The following is a 19,745-nucleotide window of genomic DNA, read 5'->3' as shown; positions in this document are numbered from 1 at the left end:
GGTGGACGTGTACCAGGCGCTGTACACCACGCGCGCGATGCGCCGCCTGGCGCCGGACCCGATCCCCGACGAGGTCCTGATGCGGATCCTCGATGCCGCGATCCGGGCCCCGTCGGCGGGCAATCAGCACGCGTTCCGCTTCCTCGTGGTGCGCGATGCCGACACCAAGAAGGCGCTGCAGGGGTTGTACCGAGAGGTGCTGGACGAGCTCTACGAGACCCGCTACGCCACGGCGGCGCAGGCGGTACGCGGCGGCACCGCCGATGCCACCCAGCAACGGGTTTCCGCCTCGGCGAACCACCTCGCGGACCACCTGCACGAGGTGCCGGTGCTGCTGTTCGCGTTCGGTCGCCGCGGTGGTGAGTCCTCGGTGTTCCCGGCCGTGTGGAGCGCCTGCCTGGCGGCTCGGGCGGAGGGGCTCGGCGCCACCGTCACAACGCTGTTGAAGTCGCGACGGGCGCAGGTGGACGCGTTGCTCGGCCTGCCCGCGGACTCCGAGTACGAGATGGCCGCGATGGTGCCGTTGGGCCGGCCGACCGGCCGGTGGGGGATCGCGCAACGCCCGGCACTGCACGAGGTTGTTTACTCCGAGCGTTGGGGCGAGGCTCCGGAGTGGACCTGCGAGAAACCATTGTGGCCGGACCCGGTTGGCGAAGGAGAACGATGACCACCCTCGAGGTCGAGAACCCTCCCCGGACGATTTTGGTCACCGGGGCGAGCGGGGTGTTCGGACGCGAGATCACCGAACGCCTGCTGCGCCGGGGACACCGGGTGATCGGGCTGTCGCGCCGGCCGCCGGCCAACCCGTGCGTCGGTGCGCACTACGTGTCCGCGGACATCCGTGACCTCGACGCGCTGACCCGCGCGCTTGACGGGTGCGACGTGGTCGCGCACTGCGCCTGGGCGGTCGAGGCGCTGTTCGGCGACCCGGCCGAGCGGGCCATCAACATCGGTGGCACCGAGAACGTGCTCGCCGCCATGGCGCGCACCGGCGTGCGCCGGGTCGTCTTTGCCAGTTCGACCACCGCCTACGGTCCCAAGCCGGACGACCGCAGCCGGCTGCGGGAGAGCACCCCACTGGCGCCCCATCCCGAGGCGACCTACGCCGTTCACAAGGCCGAGGCGGAAGCGCTGCTGGCGGCCGCCGACGTCGATGCCATCAGCATCCGCTCGCCGATCGTGGTCGGCCGCCGGATCGACAATCGGGTCCGCAACCTGCTGGCCGGCCCGGTTATCGCGGTGGCCAAGGGCCGGGAGATCAGCTGGCAGGTCGTGCACGCCGACGACGTCGGTCGCTTCTTTGCCGTCGCGTGTGAGCGGGGCCCGGCCGGTCCGGTCAACCTCGCCGCGGAGGAGATCCTCTCGGTCGAGCAGGTCGCCGCCGCCTTCGGCAAACGCATCGTGCGGGTACGCGAGGACCGGCTGGAAAAGGGCATCGCTGCCGGGTACAAGCGCAAGATGCTCCCGGTGAATGTCGGTGACTTCCGCTTCGTGCTGTACCAGCCGCTGCTGGACACCACGCGGCAACGCGAGGAGTTCGGGTTCGAGTGCGCGTGGTCGGGCCCGGACGCGCTGGAGGACACCCGGCTGTCACTCGTCGGCGTCCTCGGCGTCGGCGACAAGGCGGTCACCGTGCCGTGGAAGCAGCCGTTTCTGCCGGGTCGGGTTCCCTCGGACACCCCGGCGTTGGACGGAGGGTCGCTCGAGGCGGGCGCCAAGCCCGATCAGGTGGGGGAGTTCGACAGTCCCGTGGACCCCCGATTCTCCACGTTCGTCGCCACCAACTTCTCCGAGGCGTTGCCGGGACCCGCCACGCCGCTGTCGTTGACCGCGGTGGCGCCCGCGTTCGCGCAGGCCGGCGTCGCCGCCGTGCACTTCGTCGGTCTGCACGGCGTCGCGCGGACCGAGGCGCATGCCCGAATGTTCAGCATCCAGGGCCATCGCGTGTACATGAACGTGGCCACCGGTGCCGCCATCGGCGAGCTCTCGCCCGGCTGGGACGCGGACTCCTTCGCCCGGCAGTACCTTGGCCGCCACGTGGAGGAGCTACCGCCGCTGAGCTTCGCCGACCTGCCGATGGACAAGGTCACCACGCGGCGCGGCAAGGCGAAGGCGGGCGGCGCGATGGGCCTGCGGCTGGTCGGCGTGCTGGCCGGTTATCGCCGGGACATCGACGAGATGCTGCGTCAGGTCGCCCGACTGGAACGGCTCGCCGATGATCCGGCCGGCCTGTCGGACCCGGCCTTGGAATCGATGTTCAACCTCGGTTACGACCTGCAGTGTCATGGCTGGCGGTTGGCCGCGCTGGGCGCGATCCTCTCCGGCGCCGGGACCAATACCGCCGAACAGCTGGCGGGCCGGACCGGCGTGGTGATGGCCGTCGGCGAGGGTCTCACCAGTGCCGAGGGCCTGAGCGGGGTGCGCCGGCTGGCCGAGCTGGCCGCGGCCGAACCGGCGGTGCTGGCGGTGCTCGACGAGGGTGGCAGTGGACTGCTCGGTCGGGCCGAGGCCGTCTCGCCCCGCTTCGCGAACGCGGTCACCGAGGCGCTGCGGACGTTCGGCCACCGCGGGCCGGCCGAGTGCGAACTTGCCTCGTCGGTGTTCGCCGACGACCCCGACCTGGTGCTGCGCACCGTGGGTAAGGCAGCAGCCGCGCTCAGGGCGCCGGCTGCGACGCGCCGGCGGCCGGCCGACGCGGTCGCCGTCCCGCGCCGGGCGCGGCCCGCGGTCGCGTTGGCCCGCTGGGCAACGGGGGAGCGCGAACGCGACCGGGACGCGTTGGTGCGGGTCATCGGCGTGATGCGGTCCATCGCGCGGGAACAGGGCCGACGGCTGACCGCGGCCGGTGTGCTGAGCGATGCATCGGATGTTTTCTACCTGACCTACGACGAGCTGTTCGCGCCCGGCAGCGACGCGCGGGCGGCGGTTACCCGCCGGCGGGCGGAACGCGAACGGCTGGCCGAGATCCGGCTGCCGATCGCATTCGTCGCGCCGTGGGAGCCGGAGCCCGAGGTGCCCATCCTGGCCGTCGGCGATCGCCTCACCGGCGTGGCCGCGGCTAGCGGAAAAGCTCGCGGGCGGGTACGCGTCGTCACGCCGGAAACGGCCGACCTCCTCGAGCCGGGTGAGGTCTTCGTCACCCAGGTCACCGACGTCGGATACACCCCCCTGTTCGGCCACGCGGCCGCGGTCGTCACCGACATCGGCGGCATGTTGTCCCACGCCGCCGTGGTCGCTCGGGAGTTCGGGATCCCCGCGGTGTGCGACACGGCCGATTCGACGGTCCGGCTGGTGGACGGCATGGAGGTCGAGGTCGACGGTACGGCGGGCACGGTTGTCGTGCTCACCCTCCCGTGATCGGACGGGGGGATCGGGCAGGATGCGTGCAGGACAGGTGCGGGCACGAGGAAGAGGACCCGGGTCATTGGCACGGTTGGCAGCGGTATCGGCGCAGCCCACGCGGCGGCCCAACCGGCGGGAGCATGTCGTCCGCTCCGCCGTGACCGTGTTCGCCCGGGAGGGCTTCCAGGGCACCAGCATTCAGGATGTGGCCGCCGAGGCCGAGGTAGTGACCACTGCGGTCTACTACCACTTCGCCGGCAAGGACGAGCTCTACGAGGCGGCGCTGGATCACGTCTTCGCCCAGCTGGACGAGGTCGTCGAGAAGGCCCGGCCGGAGGGTGACGAACTCAGCTTCAGTCGGGTGATCGGGGCGGTGTGGGACTGGGTGGAGAACAACCCGGAGCCGGCGAAGCTGCTCTACCACCAGCTGCCCGGGGCGACCGCGAACTCGCTGCGCATTCGGCAGGACTTCGAACGCCGGCACATCGAGCGGATGGTCGACTACCTGCGGGTCCCGTCGGCGCCGAGCAACCGGCGCGACGCCGCGCTGCGCTGGACCACCACCTCGCTGATCATGCGCAGCCTGTTCTCCCTGGGCACCAACGTGCACTCCCTGCGACTCGGCGAGGGCCCGCTCGCCGGGCAGTCCACGGCGGCGTTGCGCAAGGCCTACGAGGAGGTCTCGCTGCGGATGATGGCGGCCGCGGAGGAGCGCAGCTGACGGCTAGCTCGCGGGGGTGACGATGCCCTCGGCGAGTGCTTCGACCTCCAGGCGGAACCGCGTCTCGCTCAGGCCCTTGCGGGCCCGGTCCAGGGTCAACATCGAGGCGACCGCTGCCTCGGTGAGGGAGAGCAGGGCGACGGCCAACACCGAGGCCTCCGCTGCCTTGACGCCCGGCCGCGCTGCTTTCACCGCTACCCGGAACTGCTCGACGGCGTGGATGCGGTCGTGGCGCAGGACCCCTTCGACGGCGGAGGACAGGCCGGAGGCGGACAGGACGTAGGCGCGCGCGCCGGGGGAGGACTTCGCCCAGGTCATGATTTCCCCGGCGATGCAGCCGATCGATTCCCCGGCCTTGACTCGCTCCACCCCCGCGTCGATGGCGGCGCGGTAGGTCTGGCTGACCCCCTGAAAGCCCTCGAGCAGGATCGCGTCGCGGGAGGCGTAGTGGTAGTAGATCGCCGCGGGCGTCATGTTCGCGGCGGCCGCGATATCCGCGATGGTGACCGCGTCCGGCTGGCTCTCCGCGATGAGCTCCAGCGCGGTGCTGACGATGGCGCTGCGGCGGGAGGGCCGGTGCGCCGGTCGTCGGGTCGGGGTGGTCACCCGCACATCTTACTTACTTGACACCGAGTCTTGCATCGATCCGGCGCCGATGCGATGCTGGAATACTAGAGAGCACATAAAGTAAGTGACCCGAGGTGGCGCAGTGGGCGAGAAGCGGCAGCTGGTCGGCGACTACAACTTCTGCAACGTCGCGGGGATCTACGAGCCCGACCTTTCGGCGATCATGCCCGAGCAGCAACTCAATGGGATGACCCTGCAGTCGCAGTACGTCTACGGCGGCTTCACCACCGCCTCGGGCAAGACCTACATCGTGGAGCGCAAGTTCATCGGCCCGATGTCGGGCGGGAACTACATCCTGACCAACTCCTCCGGGGCGATGGAGTTGGCCCCGGAGTCCGGCCACAGCGCCAAGGGTGAACTGGTGCGCGACTTCGAACCGCTGCGGCGGAACTGGAAATCCAAGGGGATGTTGCACGACTCCGCCGAGTTGCCGATCGACCTGACCATCACCGACGACCATTTCAGCTGGACCGAGGGGCCGGCCGTCGCGCTGTCCGGGGCGCGGTGTGGGCACGGTGTGCAGTTCTTCGCGCCGGCCCGCAGCGAACCACTGGGCTACGCCAGCCAGTCCTACTGGGTCACCGGCTCGGTGCTCGGTGAACCGGTCGAGGGCCCGGTGTTCTTCGACCACCTGTACTTCCAGCACGGCGCGGAGTGGAAGGAGTACCGCTGGTACATCGACCTGCAGATCTCCTGGAACGTATTCGCGAACAAGTTCGACGACGGCACGGTGGAGTTCGGCCACATCGTGCGCGGGCGGCAGGGCTGGAGCGCCGGGGTGGTGGTCGAGGGTGACCGGGCGACGGCGATCTGCACCGACGTCCGCGGTGATTTCACCCTCGACGCCGAGGATTACGTGGCCACCGGCAGCTACGACCTCGGCCCGGCCGGGGCCTGGACCTTCACCGGCGACCCCACCCAGCAGATGGGTGGCTTCAACAAGGCACGCTGGGGCGGGTACCGGGCCCAGGGCGGTGTGACGCGCCGTCAGGGCGATGAGCGCACCCTGGTCAACGGCTGGACGTGGCTGGAGTGCTTCGCCGACCGGATCCGATCCGAGGGCTTCGTCCAGCGGTGATGCCGCCTGCGTACATCGACCTCGATCCCGCGCTGCTGCGCGACGGGACGGAGTTCACCCGGCTGCTGTTGGTGCGCCATGCCCAGCAGGAGTCGACACCGGCCGGCGTGATGCCGCAGGCCTGGCTGGACGGTGAGTTGACCGCAACCGGCCGCCGGCAAGCGGCCGCGGTGGCCGAGCACCTGGCGGGGGAGTCCCTCGCGGCTCTCGCCTGCAGCCACATGCTCCGCGCCCGGGCCACCGCCGAGGCGATCGCCGCCGGCCACCGGGTCGAACCGCTGGTGCGTCCCGACCTTGCGGAGGTCGACGCCTACGCCGACATGCCCGCTGACATCTGGCCTTCGGACCACGTCGGCGCCGAGGCCTGGGTCGCGGCGCACGTCGAGTTCGCCCGCACCCGCCGCTGGGACGTCTACCCCTTCGGCGAGACCAGCAAGGAACTGCGGGCCCGGGCCACCACGGCAGTGGAAGACCTGATTGAGCGTCACCCGGGGCAGACGGTCGCCGTGGTCTGTCACGGCGGGGTGATCAACGCCTACCTCGCGCAGTTCCTCGGCATCGACGCGGACATGTTCTTCCTTCCGGCGCATGCCTCGGTCTGCGTGGTCCGCGCCTCCCCGGACGGCCGGCGGGTGGTGGAGAGCCTGAACGACCGCCACCGCCTCGAGGCCCTCGGCCTGGTCACCTACTAGGAGCCTGCTGAACAAATGGGCGCGTGTCGGCGGTAGGTGGCGCGGGCTGGGCCGGCGAGGATCGGTCCATGCAGGGTCGGTCGCTGGATCAGCCGGAGTAGTTGGATGCGGCATCGGTGGCGGGGCATCTGGTGGAGCCGGGCAGCGTGTTCGCGTTGTTGGCCGCGCACCGTCGGGTGCTGTTCGCCGAGGAGATGTTCGCCGACCTGTTCCCTTCGGGTCGGCTGCCTCGGCGTGTCCGGATCGGATCTTCGAGGCGGTCAGGGCGGTGGTCGCCGAGACCGGGGTGCTGAAGGACCCCGAGGTGCATCGAGTGCTGGTGGAGAAAGTCTTCCCACGCCAGGCGGACGTGGTGACCAGCGAGCAGCTCGCGGATCTTCTGGCGGCGCCGCTCAGCTGAGCCCGGCTGCGCGAACCAACCCGGCCATCAACTCGATCGCGACGGACCGGGACAGCTGATTGCGCACGCACAGGTCGTGCCAGGTCCCGAACGACGTGGCGTGGGCCAGCGCCGCGCGCACCTTGCGCCGTTGCGTTCCGGTCACCACGAACGGTTCGATCAGCGCTCGGGTCACTACCCGGTCGAGGTTCACCAAGGTGTCGCGCTGGGTTTCGGGCAGCACGTCGAAGTCGCGATGCACCCGCAGCAGCATCGGTTCACCCTCGGCGTAGAACCGATACAGATCCCTCAGGCCCACGCGGAGCCGCTGCTCGGGATCCGATTCCGTGGCCCACGCCGTGGGATCCGGGGGGCGTTGACCGGACAACCAGTGGGCCGAGCAGGCGGCGAACATGGCCTCGTCATCCGGAAAATGGCGATACACCGTCAACCGGGTGACCCCGGCCGCGGCGGCGATGGCGACCACGGTGGTGGCCGCCGGGCCGACCGTCTCGTGCAGGTGGGCGGTTGCCTCGACGATCCGACGGCGGGTTTCCGCAATCTGCTCCGCACGTTCGGTCATTCGGTAGTTCCGCGATTTCGGTGAACAAGGCCGTTCACTCAAAGTCTTGCTCCCATCGCTTCGCCCGTGCTTTGATTTGGTAAAACAGCACTGTACTTCGAAAAGTCACGCGAGGTGGATCATGAGCCCTGTCGTCCCGCCGTTGACCGTTGTCCAGCCGGGCGAAGGCGCCACCGGGTCCCTCGGCGCGATCGGAGTGGCGTTCAAGCTGTGGGGCGCGGACACCGATGGCTCGGTGTCGGTGGTCGAGCATCCGTTCCCGGTGGGTGCGCTGGTCCCGCCGCACCTGCACACGCGAGAGGACGAGTACTCGATCATCACCGAGGGCGAGATCGGGTTCCGGTCCGGAGACCGCGAGGTGGTGCTCGGCGCGGGCGGCTACATCACCAAGCCGCGCGGCGAAATGCACACGATGTGGAACGCGGGCGCGGTGCCCGCCCGAATGATCGAGATCATCAGCCCGGCCGGCTTTGAGCACTTCTTCCGCGAACTCGCCGAGATGCTCGTCGCCGGGCCGCCCGACCCCGAGGCGATCGGCGCGCTGGCGGCGGGTTACGGGCTGCAGTTCGGCGGTGAGGACTGGGTTCCGGACCTGATGGCCCGTTACCACCTCAACCCGCCGTTCGGCCCGCCGACCGGTTGACCCTCGGACTAGCCAGCAGGGCGTGTGCCGCGCCGAGGATCCGCTCGGCGGAGGGGGCGTTCGACAGGCCCCGGGAGAACGGGACCGGGGTGAACCGCGCGCCGACCCGGAGCACCGGGCCGAGCAGTTCACCGAACAGTTGCTCGTGGATCTGCGCCCCGATTTCGGCGCCGGGGCCCATGAACTGGGTGGCCTCGTGCACGACGACGGCCCGGCGGGTCTTGGTCACCGAGTCGAAGACGGTGTCCAGGTCCAGTGGCATCAGGGTGCGCAGGTCGATGACCTCCGCGCTGATGCCCTGCGCGGCCAGGGTCTCGGCGGCGGCGCGGACCAGGGGAACCGTCGGGCCGTAGGTGATCAGGGTGACGTCGCTGCCGGTGGCGAGCACGTTCGCCTTGCCCAGCGGGATGCGCAGGTCCTCGACCGGGACCTCGGCCTTGCTGCTGTAAGCGAGGTTGAGGTGCTCGATGAACAGGCAGGGGTCGTCGTCGAAGATGCAGGAGGTGAGCAGGCCCTTCGCGTCCACCGGGTTGGACGGCATCACCACCTTGATGCCGGGCGTGTGCATGAACCACGCCTCCAGTGACTGCGCGTGCTGGGCGCCGAATCGGCTGCCGCCGACGGTGGTGCGCACGGTGATCGGGGCCGGGGTCGCGCCGCCGGACATGTACCGCAGTTTCGTTGCGTGGTTGACGATCTGATCCATCGCGACCGTGACGAAGTCAAAGAACATGATCTCCGCGACCGGTCGGTATCCGGCCAGCGAAAGTCCGATCGCCGTGCCGACGATGGCCTGTTCGGAAATCGGGGTGGCCCGGACACGGTGGGTGCCGTACTTCGTCGACAGGCCCTTGGTCACCTTGAACACGCCGCCGATCGGGTCGGCGATGTCCTCGCCGAGCAGGATCACCTTGGGGTCGGCGGTCATCGCGCAGTCGAGCGCGGAGTTCATCGCGACGGCCGAGGTCATTTCCTCGGTCTTCGGTTCGGCGAGGGCGCTCACCGCTCCTCCCAATTGATCAGATCGGTGGCGAACACGTCGGTCCACAGCTCGTCGGGCCCGGGCAGCGGACTGGCCTGTGCGAAGGCGAAGGCGTCGGCCACCGCCGATTCGGCCCGGTGCGCCACCGCGTTCGCCTCGCCCTCGCTCAGCGCCCCGGACTCGACCAACCACGCGCGGAACACCGGGGCGGGGTCGCGGGCCATCGCGGCGGCGAGCTCATCGGCCGGCACGTAGCTGAAGTCGGCCGTGCCGGTGTGTCCGGTGAGTCGGTAGGTCATCGCCTCGACGAACACCGGCCCGCCGCCCGCGCGCACCGACGCGACCGCGTCGCGCAGGCAGTCCAGGGTGGCGAACAGGTCGAAGCCGTCGACCCGGTGCGCGGCCATGCCGTAGGCCTCGGCGCGGGCGCGCAGGTCGGTGGACCCGGCGTACTCGGCGATCGGGGTGTGCTCGCCCCACTGGTTGTTCTGGCACAGGAACAGGATCGGCAGCTGCCACAGCACGGCCAGGTTGAGCGCTTCGTGCGCGGCGCCGATGGAGGTCGCCCCGTCGCCGAAGGTCACCACCACCACGCGGTCCGAACCGTCCAACTGCGCACCCAGGCCGAGGCCGAGGGTGATCGGCAGGCCGGACCCGACGATGCCGGTGGTGGTCATGAAGCCGACCGTGGTGTCGTGCAGGTGCATCGAGCCGCCCTTGCCCTTGGACACCCCATCGAGGCGGCCGTAGAGCTCGGCCATGATCGCCCGCAGACTGACGCCCTTGGCCAGGGCGTCGCCGAGGTTGCGGTAGGTCGAGACCAGTTGGTCGTCCGCGCGCAGCACCTCCCCGAGCGCGGCGCACACCGCCTCCAGCCCGCGAACCGGGTAGAACGCCGCCTGCAGGCGTCCCGCCTTGGTTTCCTCGCGCGCTTGGTCGTCGGCGAGTTTGGTGGTGAGCATCAGCTCGTACATTCGCTCGGCAGCCGCGCGACTCAGCAACGTCTCGGTGGTCGGGGCGGTCATGCCACGACCTGCACGACGGACCGGGTGGGATCGACCGGATCGAGTTCGATCGACCAGGCCTCGCCGTTGTGGTCGCCGGTGACCAGGGTGACGATCGGCTCGGCGACCTGTTCGGGGGTGAGCAGCGGCCCCGCGACCCGCTTGACCAGCCAGTCGGCGACGCCGTCCCGGCCGCTGGTCGCGAGCAGGGGAGTGCGGACCATGCCCGGCAGCACGATGTTCACCCTCAGGCCGCGGCCGGCCGCAGCCACGGACCGGGTGAAGTGCAGCAGGCCCGCCTTGGTGAAGGCGTACGCCGGGTCGGGCGGCAGCACGCGGATGCCGGCGGCCGATCCGACGTTGACCACCACGCGCTCACCCGGCACCGGGTAGGTCGCGGCCAGGGTGGTCGTGGTGATCGCACCGCCGCCGTTGACGGCCAACACCCGCTGCATCCGGCGCAGATCGCTACCCGGCCACGGGTCGCCGCCGGACATGATCCCGGCGGCGTTCACCACGCAGGCCAGGTCCCGGCCCGCAGCGGCCAGCTCGGCGAACAGGGCGGTCAGGGAGGCTGGGTCGGACACGTCGGTCTCGACGGCGTGGTGTCCGTCGCCGCTCAGCCGCGCCGCGGCTTCCTTGGCCGCTGCGCCGTCGATGTCGGCGAGCACCACGGCCATCCCGGCACCGGCCAGTGCGGCCGCCGTGGCGTGTCCGATTCCGCTTGCCGCACCGGTCACCACGGCGGTCCTGCCGGCCACGTCCACCCGTTCCTCCCGAGCTCGGAATAGCTGTACTCACTATCGAGTAACTACGCTCACGCAGCAAGAGTAACTTGATGCCGAGTCTTGTTATGAAGGGCCGGCGCGCCTACCATTCGGTGTCATGCGACGCCTCGTCCATCCGCTCACCGGCGCCACGTACGAGTGGGCGGACGACGGCCTCGGCCCAGTGCGGGTGACCGATCGTCAGGGCGTGACCGGGCGCTTCGATCGCGACGGCACGCGCATCGCCGGCGAGCTGATCGCCGTCGACCCAGAGATGTGTCGGTGGATCGCCAGCGGCGGGCCGATCCCCGGTGGGGCCGCGGGGCGCAGCCGACGGTTCGAGACCGACGCCGAGCAGCCGGTGCCCACCGAGCCGGTGACGGCGTGAAGGTGACAGCGTGAGGGCGAACCGGTGACGCTGCACGACCAGCGTCGTCCCACCCGCGGGGTGAGCTATCAGGCGCTGCTCGACGCGGACTCCCGGCCGGTCCCCGAGACCTACCGCTGGAACGTGCCCGCGGACCTCGGCCTGGCGGACATCCCGGTGCCCCGGTATCTCTCGCGCGCGGCCCACGAGGCGGAGAAAACCCACCTGTGGTCGCGGGTGTGGCAGGTGGTCTGTCGGGTGGAGCAACTGGCGCAGGTCGGGGACACGTTCGTCTACGACATCGCGGACCGATCGTTCCTGGTGGTCCGCCACGCCCCGGGCACCGAGGGACTGCGCGCCTTCCCGAACGCCTGCCTGCACCGCGGCCGCGCGCTGCGCGATGCACCGGGCCGGGTCGAGGAGCTGCAGTGCAGCTTCCACGGGTTCTGCTGGTCGCTGCAGGGACAGCTCAAGCGCATTCCGAGCGAGTGGGACTTCCCGCAGGTCCGGGCGGAGGAGTTCGAACTCCCCCGGGTACTCCTCGGCACCTGGGGCGGCTTCGTCTTTCTCAACCCCGATCCTGACGCAGGATCACTTCTCTCCTTCCTCGGGGTACTGCCCGACCTTTTCCAGCGCTGGCCGCTGGAGGAGCGCTACGTTCGCGCGCACGTCACCAAGGTGGTCAACGCCAACTGGAAATTGGTCCAGGAAGCTTTCATGGAGAGCTACCACGTGGTGACCACCCACCCCCAACTGTTGCCCGGCTTCGGCGATGCCAACAGCCAGTACGACGTCTTCGGCAATGTCGCGCGCACCATCTCCCCACGCGGGGTCGCGAGCCCGCTGATCGGGTGGCGCCCCAGCGAGCAGCAGGCGTTGGACTCGACGTTGGATGTGCGGCTCGACGACCCGGCGGTGCTCGAGGTCCCCGCGGGTGGGACGGCCCGCGAGGTGCTGGCCGAGTCCGCGCGGGTGGCGCTGCGCCCGGCGCTCGGCTCCGCGGTCGACCTGCTCTGCGACGCGGAACTCGTGGACAGCTACTTCGTCAACATCTTCCCCAACGCCCATCCGTGGGGCGCCTACAACCAAATCTTCTACCGGTTCCGGCCGAACGGTGACGACCACCGTTCGGCCCTGATGGAGGTCATGCTGCTGGCGCCGTTCGCCGGCGAACGCCCGCCGTCGGCGCCCGAGATCAAGCTCGGCGCGGAGGACCACTGGCGCGATGCGGTGGAGATCCTCGGCTCGCTGGCCCGGGTGTTCGACCAGGACGAGTTCAACCTCGAGGCCGTGCAACGCGGGTTGCTCAGCACCGCGCGCACCGGGGTGACGCTGTCCGCCTACCAGGAAAGCCGGATCCGGCACTTCCACCACCTCTACGAGCAGTGGGTCCCCGGCACGTGAGCCTCGATCCGGATCGCGCCGAGCTGATCGCCGACCTGCGCTCGGCGGTGCGCGACGTGTGTACCGACCTCGGTGGCACCGCGGCGGTTCGTGCGCTCGATCCGGCGGGTGCCGGTTGGGACGCCAAGGCGTGGACGGTGCTGACTCAGCAGGTCGGCGTTGGCGCCCTCGGCCTGCCGGAAGCTGTCGACGGCGTGGGCGGAATGCCGGAGATCCTCGCGGTGGCCGAGGAATTGGGCGTTCATCTGCTGCCGGTGCCCTTCCTCACCAGCACGGTGATGGCAGGTCAGATTCTGGCCCGGTGCGCGGGTAGCGACGCGGTGCTGACCGCGCTCGCCGCGGGCGCCGAGACGGCGACCGTCGCGACGGTCACTGCGGATCGGACCCCGTTCGCCCGCTCCGGCGACCGGATCAGCGGCGTCGCGCAGGCTGTCCCCGACGGGGTCGGCGCCACCTGGTTGATCGCGGCCGCCGGCGACACCCTGGCGCTGGTGGACCTGCGCCGGCCGGGCGTCCGCGTCGAACCGGTGGCGTCCCTGGACCTTTCGCGGCCCGCGGCGCGCATCACGCTTGATGAGGTCACGGCCCGGATTCTGACCGAGGACGCGACCGCAGCGGTGAGCGGGGCGTTGCCCATGATCCGCCTCGCGGTGGCTGCCGAACAGCTCGGTGGCGCGCAGGCCTGTCTGGACCGGACCGTCGCGCACGTGAAGCAACGGCGCCAGTTCGGCCGGGCCATCGGGAGCTTCCAGGCGGTCAAGCACACCCTGGCGGACATGCTGGTCCAGGTGGAGCTGGCCCGCTCGGCGGTGGACCGTGCGGTGCAGGCGCCCGACGATCCCGCCACGTTGGCCGAGGCCGCGCTGGTGGCCCGGGTCTGGTGCTGCGACGCGTACCGGTTCGTCAGCGCCGAGGCGGTCCAATTGCACGGGGGTATCGGTTTCACCTGGGAGCACGACGCCCACCTGTACTTCCGCCGGGCCCGCGCCGACGCCGCCATGCTCGGCACCGTGGCGGCCGCCCGCGAGGAACTCGCCGCGCTGCTCGCCTGGTAGCTCAGCCCTTGGTCAGGTCGGCGAACGGCACGTCCTTGTCCATCCGGGGCTCGGCAGGCAGACCGAGGACGCGTTCGGCGATCACGTTGCGCTGGATCTGGTCGCTGCCGCCCGCCAACCGGTAACCCGGGGCGCCGAGGAGATGTTCGGTCCAGGCGAAGGTGCCGTCGCCGTGGTCCGCCAGAATCTGAGGCCCCAGCAGATCTGCGGCAAGCTCGCCGGTGCGCACCAGCAGGTCGGAGGCCACCAGTTTGCCCACCGAACCCGCCGGGCCGGGGGAGACGCCGGCCGCGGCCGCCCGGGCGACCCGCTGCGAGGTCCAGGCCTTCAGCACACTGCGCACGTAGAGATCGGCCAGCTGCTGGCGCACCACCGGATCATCGCTGACGCCCTGCGCGCGGGCGAGCGCCAGCACGTCGTCGAACGAGCCGCCCTTGCGCCGGGTGCCTGCGCCGGAGGCCTGCCGCTCGAAGGCCAGCGTCGCGGTGGCCACCGCCCAGCCCTGGCCCACCTCGCCGACGCGGAACTCATCGGGTACCCGCACCTGGTCCAGGAAGACCTCGTTGAAGCTGGCGCCCCCGCTGATCTGGCGGATCGGGCGGACCGTGACGCCGGGCAGGTCGAGCTGGACGAGGAAGGCCGTGATGCCGGCGTGCTTGGGCACCGTCGGGTCGGTCCGGGCGAGCAGCAGACCGAGGTCGGCGTGCCGGGCCCCGGAGGACCACACCTTCTGTCCGTCCAGCACCCAGTCGTCCCCGGCGAGCTGCGCCCGGCAGGCCACCGCGGCCAGGTCGGATCCGGCGCCGGGCTCGCTGAAGAGCTGGCAGGCCAGCAGGTCGGTGCGCAGCAGTGGGGTGACGAACCGCTCGCGCAGCGCGGGGGTGCCGTACAGCGCGACGGCCGGAGCGACCAGTCCGGTGGTGACGCTGATCAGCTCGGTGGAGGGCGGGACCGCGAACTCCACCTCCAGTTGGGCGAACAACGCCGCGAAGGACGCCGGTAGGCCCGCGCCGCCGTGCTCGACCGGCAGGGTGAGCGCGCCGTACCCCGCGTCGTAGCGGGCCCGGCGGTAGAGGCGGATCGCGGTGAGCAGGTCCGCCTCCTGTTCGTCGGTCAGGTTGCGGAACACGGCCAGGTCGGGCGCGCGGTTAATCGGGTCGGCCGTGCCGACGGTGTCCTGTAGCCAGGCGCGCACCTCGACGGCCCAGCCGGCCGGGTCCGGGAGGGTCATCGGTCCGACCGCATCAGCACGGTGCACGCCGAAACGCCGGGTGCCCCGTAGACGTGGGTGAAGCCGACGCGTGGCGCGCCGGGCACGGCGTGGCCGGCGGCGCGGCCCTGCAATTGCCGGACCACCTCGTGTACCTGCCGCAGCCCGGAGGCGCCGATCGGTTCGCCGTTGGCCAGGCAGCCACCGTCGGTGTTCACCGGTAGCCGACCGGTGGCGTCGGTCGCCCCGGTCGCGAGCAACTCGACCTGTTCCCCGTCCCGGCACAATCCGGTTTCGGCGAGATGGATGAGTTCGGAGCCGCAGTCGGTGTCCTGAACCTGGGCGACCTGCACGTCCGCGGCGGTGATGCCCGCCTGGCGCAGCGCGTCCCGGCCGGCCGCGGAGCTCGGGCTGCCGGCGCGCTGGGGGGACAGCCATGGACTGAACACCTCGAACGATCCCGGCCCGCGGGTGCGCACGGTAACCGCGGCCAGTCGCACCGGTGCCGGGCACAGGTCGAACGCCCGGCTGCCGCGGGCGAGGATCAGCGCGACGGCGCCCTCGTCGGGCTGGCAGAACATCAGGTTGGTCAGCGGGTCGGAGACCATGGGGGCGCCCAGCACCTCGTCCGTGGTGAGCTCGCGGCGCCGCCAGGCGTGCGGATGGGCAGCCCCGTTCCGGCTCGCCCGCACCGCTACCTGAGCCAGCGTCAAGTCGGGCAGGTCGTGCTCGTGCTGGTAGCGCTTGGTGCGCATCGCGAAATACTGGGTGGTCACCATCAGCCCGGTCGTGCCGTACCAGGCGTCGAGCCCGTAGGCCGCCGGGTCGGTGGCGAATGCGCCCCGTACGTGTTTGTCGAAGCCGATCACCGCAGCAACCTCGCCCTGCCCGGCCCGCAACGCGTTCGCCGCGGTGGCCAGCGCGATCCCGCCGGTCGCGCAGCCGTTGCGCACGGCGGTGAACGCGACGCCGGTCAACCCCAGGCGCGCGACCAGCGAGTCGGGCTTGCCGGTATTGGAGCCACCGACCGCGACGTCGACCTTGTCCCACCCCAGGCCGGCGTCGGTGAGCGCGGCGCGGGTCGTCACGACGGCCTGGTCGGCGCCGCTGACGCCCTCGTGTCGGCCGAAGGCGTGGATGCCCGCGCCCACGACGTAGATGTCGTTGTCGTTCATGCGCCGAACGCGTAGGTGAAGTGCTCCCCGGTACCGACCGGCGCGCGGCGCAGGTGCACCTCGTCACCGATCGCCGGTGACCGGTCGCCGACCTGTAGCAGCGTCTCGACCAGCACCTCGCCGAGGTCGACGTAGCCGACCGGGTAAGGCACGAACCCGGAGGCGGGCGAGACGTAGGGCGCCTTGGGCGCGAAGCGCTGGACGGTCCAGGTCCAGATGCGCCCACTGGTCGGCAGCGCGATCGGCGCGGGGCCGTCCGCGGCGCAGTGCGCACACTGGGGGGCGGGCGGGAACTGCACGGTGGCGCAGGCGGGGCAACGGCTGCCGGCCAGCGACAGGGGATCCAGCGAGGCGAACAGTTCCGGGGCCAGTGGTCGGCTCACAAATTCTCCCGAGGTCCACGCCGGCGCAGAATTCAGAACTGGTGTCGATGAACAGTAACACTTCAGCGCCGTTCTGCCGCATACTTTCTTTACAGCGATACCACTTAGCGTTCGACCCACCCACGGCACCGGAGGACGGATGTATCTGGCCGGGATCGGCGCCCGGGCCGAGACCGACCCACACGGGCTCGCGGTGCGGGACCGCGCGGGCGATCTGTCCTGGGGTCAGCTCGCCGACCTGGTCCGCGGCGTCGGTGGTCGCCTGCTCGAGCTCACCGACGGCGAGGACCGGGTCGGCGTCACCGGGGACAACGCCGCGGCCACCCTGGTCACCCACCTCGCGGGTCTGCTCACCGGCGTGGGCACCGTCGCACTGCACCGGCAGGGCACCCCGAAAGAACTCGCCCGGGAACTCACCGACACCGGCTGCACGGTCGCCGTCACCGGCCCCGCCGCGTTGCCGGCGATCCTCGAGGCGGCGCACCCGGCGGGCCTGCGCGCCGTCGTCGTGCACGGCGCCGATGCACCGCAGGGCACCGTCGCCTGGACGGACTGGGTCCAGCGGCCGCCGCCGAAGCTCACCCTGGCCGCCCACCCGGCCCGTCCGCTGTTGGTCTTCACCTCCGGCACTACCGGGCACGCCGGCGCGACCGAGGTCTGTTGGCTGCGCGGGACGGGCGCGCCGGATGCCCACGCCTATGTGGCGGCGATCGCCGCCGAGTCCGGCTTCCCGGACGGCCCGCATCTGGTGGTCGGACCGCTGCAGCACAACGGACCCCTGACCAGCCTGCGCCACCTGCTGCGCGGGCAACCGGTGATCGTGCTGGACCGCTTCGACGCCGAGGCCGTCCTGCGCGAGATCCATCACGGCGCCGTCACCTCGACGGTGCTGGTGCCGACGCACTTCACCCGCCTGCTCGCCCTCGACGAGGCGGTGCGGGCCCGCTACGACGTCCGTGGCCTGCGCTTGGTCGCGCACACCGGGTCGGCCTGCCCGGAGCCGGTGAAGCGGGCGATGATCGCGTGGTGGGGGCCGGTGCTCACCGAGTCCTACGGCGGATCGGAACTCGGCACCGTGTGCCGCATCGCCGGCCCGGAATGGCTGTCCCACCCCGGCTCGGTCGGCCGGGCGGTACCCCCGCTGATCATCGAGTCCTACGACGAGGCCGGCCGGGCGCAACCCCGCGGCACCACCGGCCTGCTGGGCGTCACGCTGCCGCCGGGCCGCGCCGTGCGCTTCCTCGGCGACCACGCCAAGAGCGCGAACGCGTACCTCGCGCCGGGCGTGGCGACCCTCGGCGACGTCGGCCACGTCGACGTCGACGGGTTCGTGTTCATCACCGACCGGCTGGCCGACATGGTGGTCTGCGGCGGGGTGAACCTCTACCCGGCCGAGTGCGAGCAACTGCTCATCCGCCATCCCGACGTCGCCGAGGTCGCCGTGATCGGCGTCCCGGACCCCGACCTCGGCGAACGGTTGTTGGCGTTGGTCGTGCCCGCGGCCGACCGCGTCGACGACGTGGCGCTGGACCGCTTCTGCCGGACCGAACTGGCCGGCTACAAGTGCCCGCGGTCCTACCGCACGATCCCCGAACTTCCCCGCAACGAGATGGGCAAGGTCGACAAGCGCGCCCTGCGTGCGCCGTACTGGTCCGGCGAGCCACCAATCAACGAGGACGTGTCATGACAGCAGAGACCCAATTCGGCGACTTCGGCTTCGCGCCGGTGGTCGGCACCTACACCCCGCGGTTCGCCTCGCTGATGCCCGAGACGTCCATCGCCGGGCTGTCCCTGCAATCGCAGTACCTCTACGGCGGGTTCCGGGGCGAGTCCGGGGCCATCTACGTCCTGGAACGCAAGTTCATCGGCCCGATGACCGGCGGCTGCTACATCTTGCACAACGGCGGCGGGCGGATGGAGCTGCACCCGGGCTCGCACCGCAGCGCCAAGGGCGAGATGGTCCGCACGATCGAGCCGGACAGCCGGCGTTGGGTCGCCAAGGGCATGCTCACCGGCCCGGGAGAGGAAACCATCGACCTGCGGATCACCGACGACGAACTGCAGTGGGACGAGGGTGAGCTGATCTCGCTGCGCGGCTCGCGACCCACCCTCGGTGCGCAGTTCCTGACCCAGATGCGCGAGGACCCGCTGGCATACGCCAGCCAGCCCTACTGGCTCACCGGGACGATCCTGGGCGAGGCGGTCGAGGGCCCGATCTTCTTCGACCAGGTGTACTTCCGCCACGGCAGCGAATGGAAGGAATACCCGTACTACACCGACGTGCAGGTGGTCTGGAACATCTTCGCGAACAAGTACGCCGACGGGACGATCGAGTTCGGCAACATCACCAAGGGCCGTGGGCGCTGGGGCGCCGGCATCGTGGTCGAGGGCAGCACGCCGATCGCCGAGGCGGCCCGGGTCGGGGCGGAATTCGACGTCGATGCCGACGGCTACGTCACCGGCGCGAGCTACGACCTGGGACCGGGCGGGGTGTGGGACTTCACCGGTGATCCGAACCAGCAACTGGGCGGGTTCAACAAGGCGCGGTGGGGCGGCTACCGCGCCCAGGGCGGGATGACCCGGCGCCGTGGGGACGACCGTGAGGTGGTCACCGGGTGGACCTGGGTCGAGGCGTTCTCCGACCGGATGAAGGACGAGGAACTGGTGCGTTGAGGTGACGCCCGATCAGCTGTGCGAGCTCGATGAAGGTGCGCCGCCGGGTCGTCACGGCCAAGTACGCGGACCTGATCGATACGCTCTACGCCGAATGAGATCGCGTCCGCTGCGTTCGCAGTCCTCGATCAGGCCGCGGCGGTGCGTATGAAACTCGACAAGATCGAGGTCAAGATTCCGCTCGCGGCCGCTGCGGCGACCGCGCAGAGCGCGGAGGCCGCGGGCTACCACGGGCTGTGGCTCGGCGAGATCGACCGCGAGCCGTTCCTGCCGCTGGCGCTGGCGGCCGAGCACACCGAGCGCATCGAGCTCGGCACCTCGATCGCGGTGGCCTTCGCGCGGACGCCGATGACGCTGGCCAACGCCGGCTGGGATCTGCAGGGCTATTCCGCGGGCCGGTTCCGACTCGGGCTGGGCTCCCAAGTCCAGGCCCACATCGAGAAACGGTTCTCGATGCCGTGGTCGCACCCGGCGGCCCGGATGCGTGAGTTCATCGCCGCGTTGCAGGCGATCTGGGACTGCTGGCAGAACGGGACCAAGCTCGACTTCCGCGGCGAGTTCTACCAGCACACGTTGATGACGCCGTTCTTCAATCCCGGCCCGAGCGAGTTCGGTGCGCCGCCGGTGTTCCTCGCCGCCGTCGGGGAGCTGATGACCGAG

The 19,745-nt window shown here is 70.7% G+C and carries 21 protein-coding genes; 13 read left to right on the top strand and 8 right to left on the bottom strand.

Annotated features, from left to right (window positions below):
* Position 1 precedes the first annotated feature (1 nt).
* The 3 genes from VGJ14_10265 to VGJ14_10255 all read left to right on the top strand — a co-directional run bounded on the left by VGJ14_10265 (position 2) and on the right by VGJ14_10255 (position 4,063).
* On the top strand, positions 2 to 667 hold the full coding sequence (locus VGJ14_10265) for a nitroreductase family protein (GenBank protein ID HEY2832798.1): 666 nt from the start codon (positions 2 to 4) through the stop codon (positions 665 to 667).
* The gene (locus VGJ14_10260; protein HEY2832797.1) at positions 664 to 3,357 is read left to right on the top strand and encodes an NAD-dependent epimerase/dehydratase family protein; all 2,694 of its coding nucleotides are present in this window, start codon (positions 664 to 666) and stop codon (positions 3,355 to 3,357) included. Before VGJ14_10265 ends, VGJ14_10260 begins: the two co-directional genes overlap by 4 nt.
* 142 nt (positions 3,358 to 3,499) lie before the next feature.
* Positions 3,500 to 4,063: a TetR/AcrR family transcriptional regulator gene (locus VGJ14_10255; protein ID HEY2832796.1), complete on the top strand. Its 564-nt coding sequence runs from the start codon at positions 3,500 to 3,502 to the stop codon at positions 4,061 to 4,063.
* Between the two features lie 3 nt (positions 4,064 to 4,066).
* Here VGJ14_10255 and VGJ14_10250 read toward each other — a convergent pair whose 3' ends face one another.
* Positions 4,067 to 4,669 (bottom strand): TetR/AcrR family transcriptional regulator, encoded by a 603-nt coding sequence (locus VGJ14_10250; protein ID HEY2832795.1) that lies wholly within the window; start codon positions 4,667 to 4,669, stop codon positions 4,067 to 4,069.
* Between the two features lie 103 nt (positions 4,670 to 4,772).
* Here VGJ14_10250 and VGJ14_10245 point away from each other — a divergent pair, with 103 nt between their 5' ends.
* The 3 genes from VGJ14_10245 (at position 4,773) to VGJ14_10235 (ending at position 6,860) form a co-directional block, all read left to right on the top strand.
* Positions 4,773 to 5,768: a hypothetical protein gene (locus VGJ14_10245; protein HEY2832794.1), complete on the top strand. Its 996-nt coding sequence runs from the start codon at positions 4,773 to 4,775 to the stop codon at positions 5,766 to 5,768.
* Positions 5,768 to 6,460 (top strand): histidine phosphatase family protein, encoded by a 693-nt coding sequence (locus VGJ14_10240; GenBank protein ID HEY2832793.1) that lies wholly within the window; start codon positions 5,768 to 5,770, stop codon positions 6,458 to 6,460. Before VGJ14_10245 ends, VGJ14_10240 begins: the two co-directional genes overlap by 1 nt.
* Positions 6,461 to 6,728: 268 nt before the next feature.
* Positions 6,729 to 6,860, top strand: coding sequence for a hypothetical protein (locus tag VGJ14_10235; GenBank protein ID HEY2832792.1), 132 nt, complete (start codon positions 6,729 to 6,731; stop codon positions 6,858 to 6,860).
* Here VGJ14_10235 and VGJ14_10230 read toward each other — a convergent pair.
* Positions 6,853 to 7,422 carry a TetR/AcrR family transcriptional regulator gene (locus VGJ14_10230; GenBank protein ID HEY2832791.1) on the bottom strand — a complete coding sequence of 190 codons (570 nt, stop codon included), beginning with the start codon at positions 7,420 to 7,422 and terminating at the stop codon, positions 6,853 to 6,855. The two genes, VGJ14_10235 and VGJ14_10230, sit on opposite strands and share 8 nt — an antisense overlap.
* Positions 7,423 to 7,543: 121 nt before the next feature.
* On the opposite strand from VGJ14_10230, the gene VGJ14_10225 reads away from it, so the two are divergent.
* Positions 7,544 to 8,065, top strand: coding sequence for a cupin domain-containing protein (locus tag VGJ14_10225; protein ID HEY2832790.1), 522 nt, complete (start codon positions 7,544 to 7,546; stop codon positions 8,063 to 8,065).
* Here VGJ14_10225 and VGJ14_10220 read toward each other — a convergent pair.
* Genes VGJ14_10220 through VGJ14_10210 form a run of 3 tightly spaced genes read right to left on the bottom strand, consistent with a single transcriptional unit; the run spans position 8,034 to position 10,812 of the window.
* On the bottom strand, positions 8,034 to 9,068 hold the full coding sequence (locus VGJ14_10220; protein HEY2832789.1) for an alpha-ketoacid dehydrogenase subunit beta: 1,035 nt from the start codon (positions 9,066 to 9,068) through the stop codon (positions 8,034 to 8,036). The two genes, VGJ14_10225 and VGJ14_10220, sit on opposite strands and share 32 nt — an antisense overlap.
* Positions 9,065 to 10,072: a thiamine pyrophosphate-dependent dehydrogenase E1 component subunit alpha gene (locus VGJ14_10215; protein HEY2832788.1), complete on the bottom strand. Its 1,008-nt coding sequence runs from the start codon at positions 10,070 to 10,072 to the stop codon at positions 9,065 to 9,067. The genes VGJ14_10220 and VGJ14_10215 overlap by 4 nt, the downstream gene beginning before the upstream one ends.
* On the bottom strand, positions 10,069 to 10,812 hold the full coding sequence (locus VGJ14_10210; GenBank protein HEY2832787.1) for an SDR family oxidoreductase: 744 nt from the start codon (positions 10,810 to 10,812) through the stop codon (positions 10,069 to 10,071). Before VGJ14_10210 ends, VGJ14_10215 begins: the two co-directional genes overlap by 4 nt.
* Positions 10,813 to 10,936: 124 nt before the next feature.
* Between VGJ14_10210 and VGJ14_10205 the strand changes: the two genes are divergently transcribed.
* Genes VGJ14_10205 through VGJ14_10195 form a run of 3 tightly spaced genes read left to right on the top strand, consistent with a single transcriptional unit; the run spans position 10,937 to position 13,644 of the window.
* A complete protein-coding gene (locus VGJ14_10205; GenBank protein ID HEY2832786.1) occupies positions 10,937 to 11,206 on the top strand; it encodes a hypothetical protein in 270 nt (89 codons plus the stop codon).
* 24 nt (positions 11,207 to 11,230) lie between these two features.
* Positions 11,231 to 12,589: an aromatic ring-hydroxylating dioxygenase subunit alpha gene (locus VGJ14_10200; GenBank protein ID HEY2832785.1), complete on the top strand. Its 1,359-nt coding sequence runs from the start codon at positions 11,231 to 11,233 to the stop codon at positions 12,587 to 12,589.
* Positions 12,586 to 13,644 carry an acyl-CoA dehydrogenase family protein gene (locus tag VGJ14_10195; GenBank protein HEY2832784.1) on the top strand — a complete coding sequence of 353 codons (1,059 nt, stop codon included), beginning with the start codon at positions 12,586 to 12,588 and terminating at the stop codon, positions 13,642 to 13,644. The genes VGJ14_10200 and VGJ14_10195 overlap by 4 nt, the downstream gene beginning before the upstream one ends.
* Position 13,645: 1 nt before the next feature.
* On the opposite strand, the gene VGJ14_10190 is transcribed toward VGJ14_10195, so the two are convergent.
* The 3 genes from VGJ14_10190 to VGJ14_10180 are packed head-to-tail and all read right to left on the bottom strand — an operon-like array spanning position 13,646 to position 16,412.
* Positions 13,646 to 14,875 (bottom strand): acyl-CoA dehydrogenase family protein, encoded by a 1,230-nt coding sequence (locus VGJ14_10190; GenBank protein ID HEY2832783.1) that lies wholly within the window; start codon positions 14,873 to 14,875, stop codon positions 13,646 to 13,648.
* The gene (locus tag VGJ14_10185) at positions 14,872 to 16,029 is read right to left on the bottom strand and encodes a thiolase family protein (GenBank protein HEY2832782.1); all 1,158 of its coding nucleotides are present in this window, start codon (positions 16,027 to 16,029) and stop codon (positions 14,872 to 14,874) included. The genes VGJ14_10190 and VGJ14_10185 overlap by 4 nt, the downstream gene beginning before the upstream one ends.
* Entirely contained in the window at positions 16,026 to 16,412 is a 387-nt protein-coding gene (locus VGJ14_10180) for an OB-fold domain-containing protein (protein HEY2832781.1), read from the bottom strand. The genes VGJ14_10185 and VGJ14_10180 overlap by 4 nt, the downstream gene beginning before the upstream one ends.
* 139 nt (positions 16,413 to 16,551) lie before the next feature.
* On the opposite strand from VGJ14_10180, the gene VGJ14_10175 reads away from it, so the two are divergent.
* The 3 genes from VGJ14_10175 to VGJ14_10165 all read left to right on the top strand — a co-directional run.
* Positions 16,552 to 18,099, top strand: a complete 1,548-nt coding sequence (locus VGJ14_10175) for an AMP-binding protein (GenBank protein ID HEY2832780.1) — start codon at positions 16,552 to 16,554, stop codon at positions 18,097 to 18,099.
* Positions 18,096 to 19,085 (top strand): hypothetical protein, encoded by a 990-nt coding sequence (locus VGJ14_10170; GenBank protein ID HEY2832779.1) that lies wholly within the window; start codon positions 18,096 to 18,098, stop codon positions 19,083 to 19,085. The genes VGJ14_10175 and VGJ14_10170 overlap by 4 nt, the downstream gene beginning before the upstream one ends.
* A gap of 147 nt (positions 19,086 to 19,232) precedes the next feature.
* The coding region (locus VGJ14_10165; protein HEY2832778.1) for an LLM class flavin-dependent oxidoreductase at positions 19,233 to 19,745 on the top strand (513 nt) is incomplete at its 3' end.

This window comes from Sporichthyaceae bacterium (assembly GCA_036493475.1).
Taxonomy (GTDB): Bacteria; Actinomycetota; Actinomycetes; order Sporichthyales; family Sporichthyaceae; genus DASQPJ01.
Note: the sequence above shows the minus strand (reverse complement) of the source record. Positions and strands in the feature narration are given on the sequence as shown.

Bases quoted from the DNA above. Each gene is read 5' to 3' on its own strand.
- VGJ14_10205 (HEY2832786.1), top strand. From the start codon at position 10,937: ATGCGACGCCTCGTCCATCCGCTCACCGGCGCCACGTACGAGTGGGCG.
- VGJ14_10185 (HEY2832782.1), bottom strand. From the start codon at position 16,029: ATGAACGACAACGACATCTACGTCGTGGGCGCGGGCATCCACGCCTTC.
- VGJ14_10215 (HEY2832788.1), bottom strand. From the start codon at position 10,072: ATGACCGCCCCGACCACCGAGACGTTGCTGAGTCGCGCGGCTGCCGAG.
- VGJ14_10190 (HEY2832783.1), bottom strand. From the start codon at position 14,875: ATGACCCTCCCGGACCCGGCCGGCTGGGCCGTCGAGGTGCGCGCCTGG.
- VGJ14_10225 (HEY2832790.1), top strand. From the start codon at position 7,544: ATGAGCCCTGTCGTCCCGCCGTTGACCGTTGTCCAGCCGGGCGAAGGC.
- VGJ14_10175 (HEY2832780.1), top strand. From the start codon at position 16,552: ATGTATCTGGCCGGGATCGGCGCCCGGGCCGAGACCGACCCACACGGG.
- VGJ14_10170 (HEY2832779.1), top strand. From the start codon at position 18,096: ATGACAGCAGAGACCCAATTCGGCGACTTCGGCTTCGCGCCGGTGGTC.
- VGJ14_10260 (HEY2832797.1), top strand. From the start codon at position 664: ATGACCACCCTCGAGGTCGAGAACCCTCCCCGGACGATTTTGGTCACC.
- VGJ14_10230 (HEY2832791.1), bottom strand. From the start codon at position 7,422: ATGACCGAACGTGCGGAGCAGATTGCGGAAACCCGCCGTCGGATCGTC.
- VGJ14_10240 (HEY2832793.1), top strand. From the start codon at position 5,768: ATGCCGCCTGCGTACATCGACCTCGATCCCGCGCTGCTGCGCGACGGG.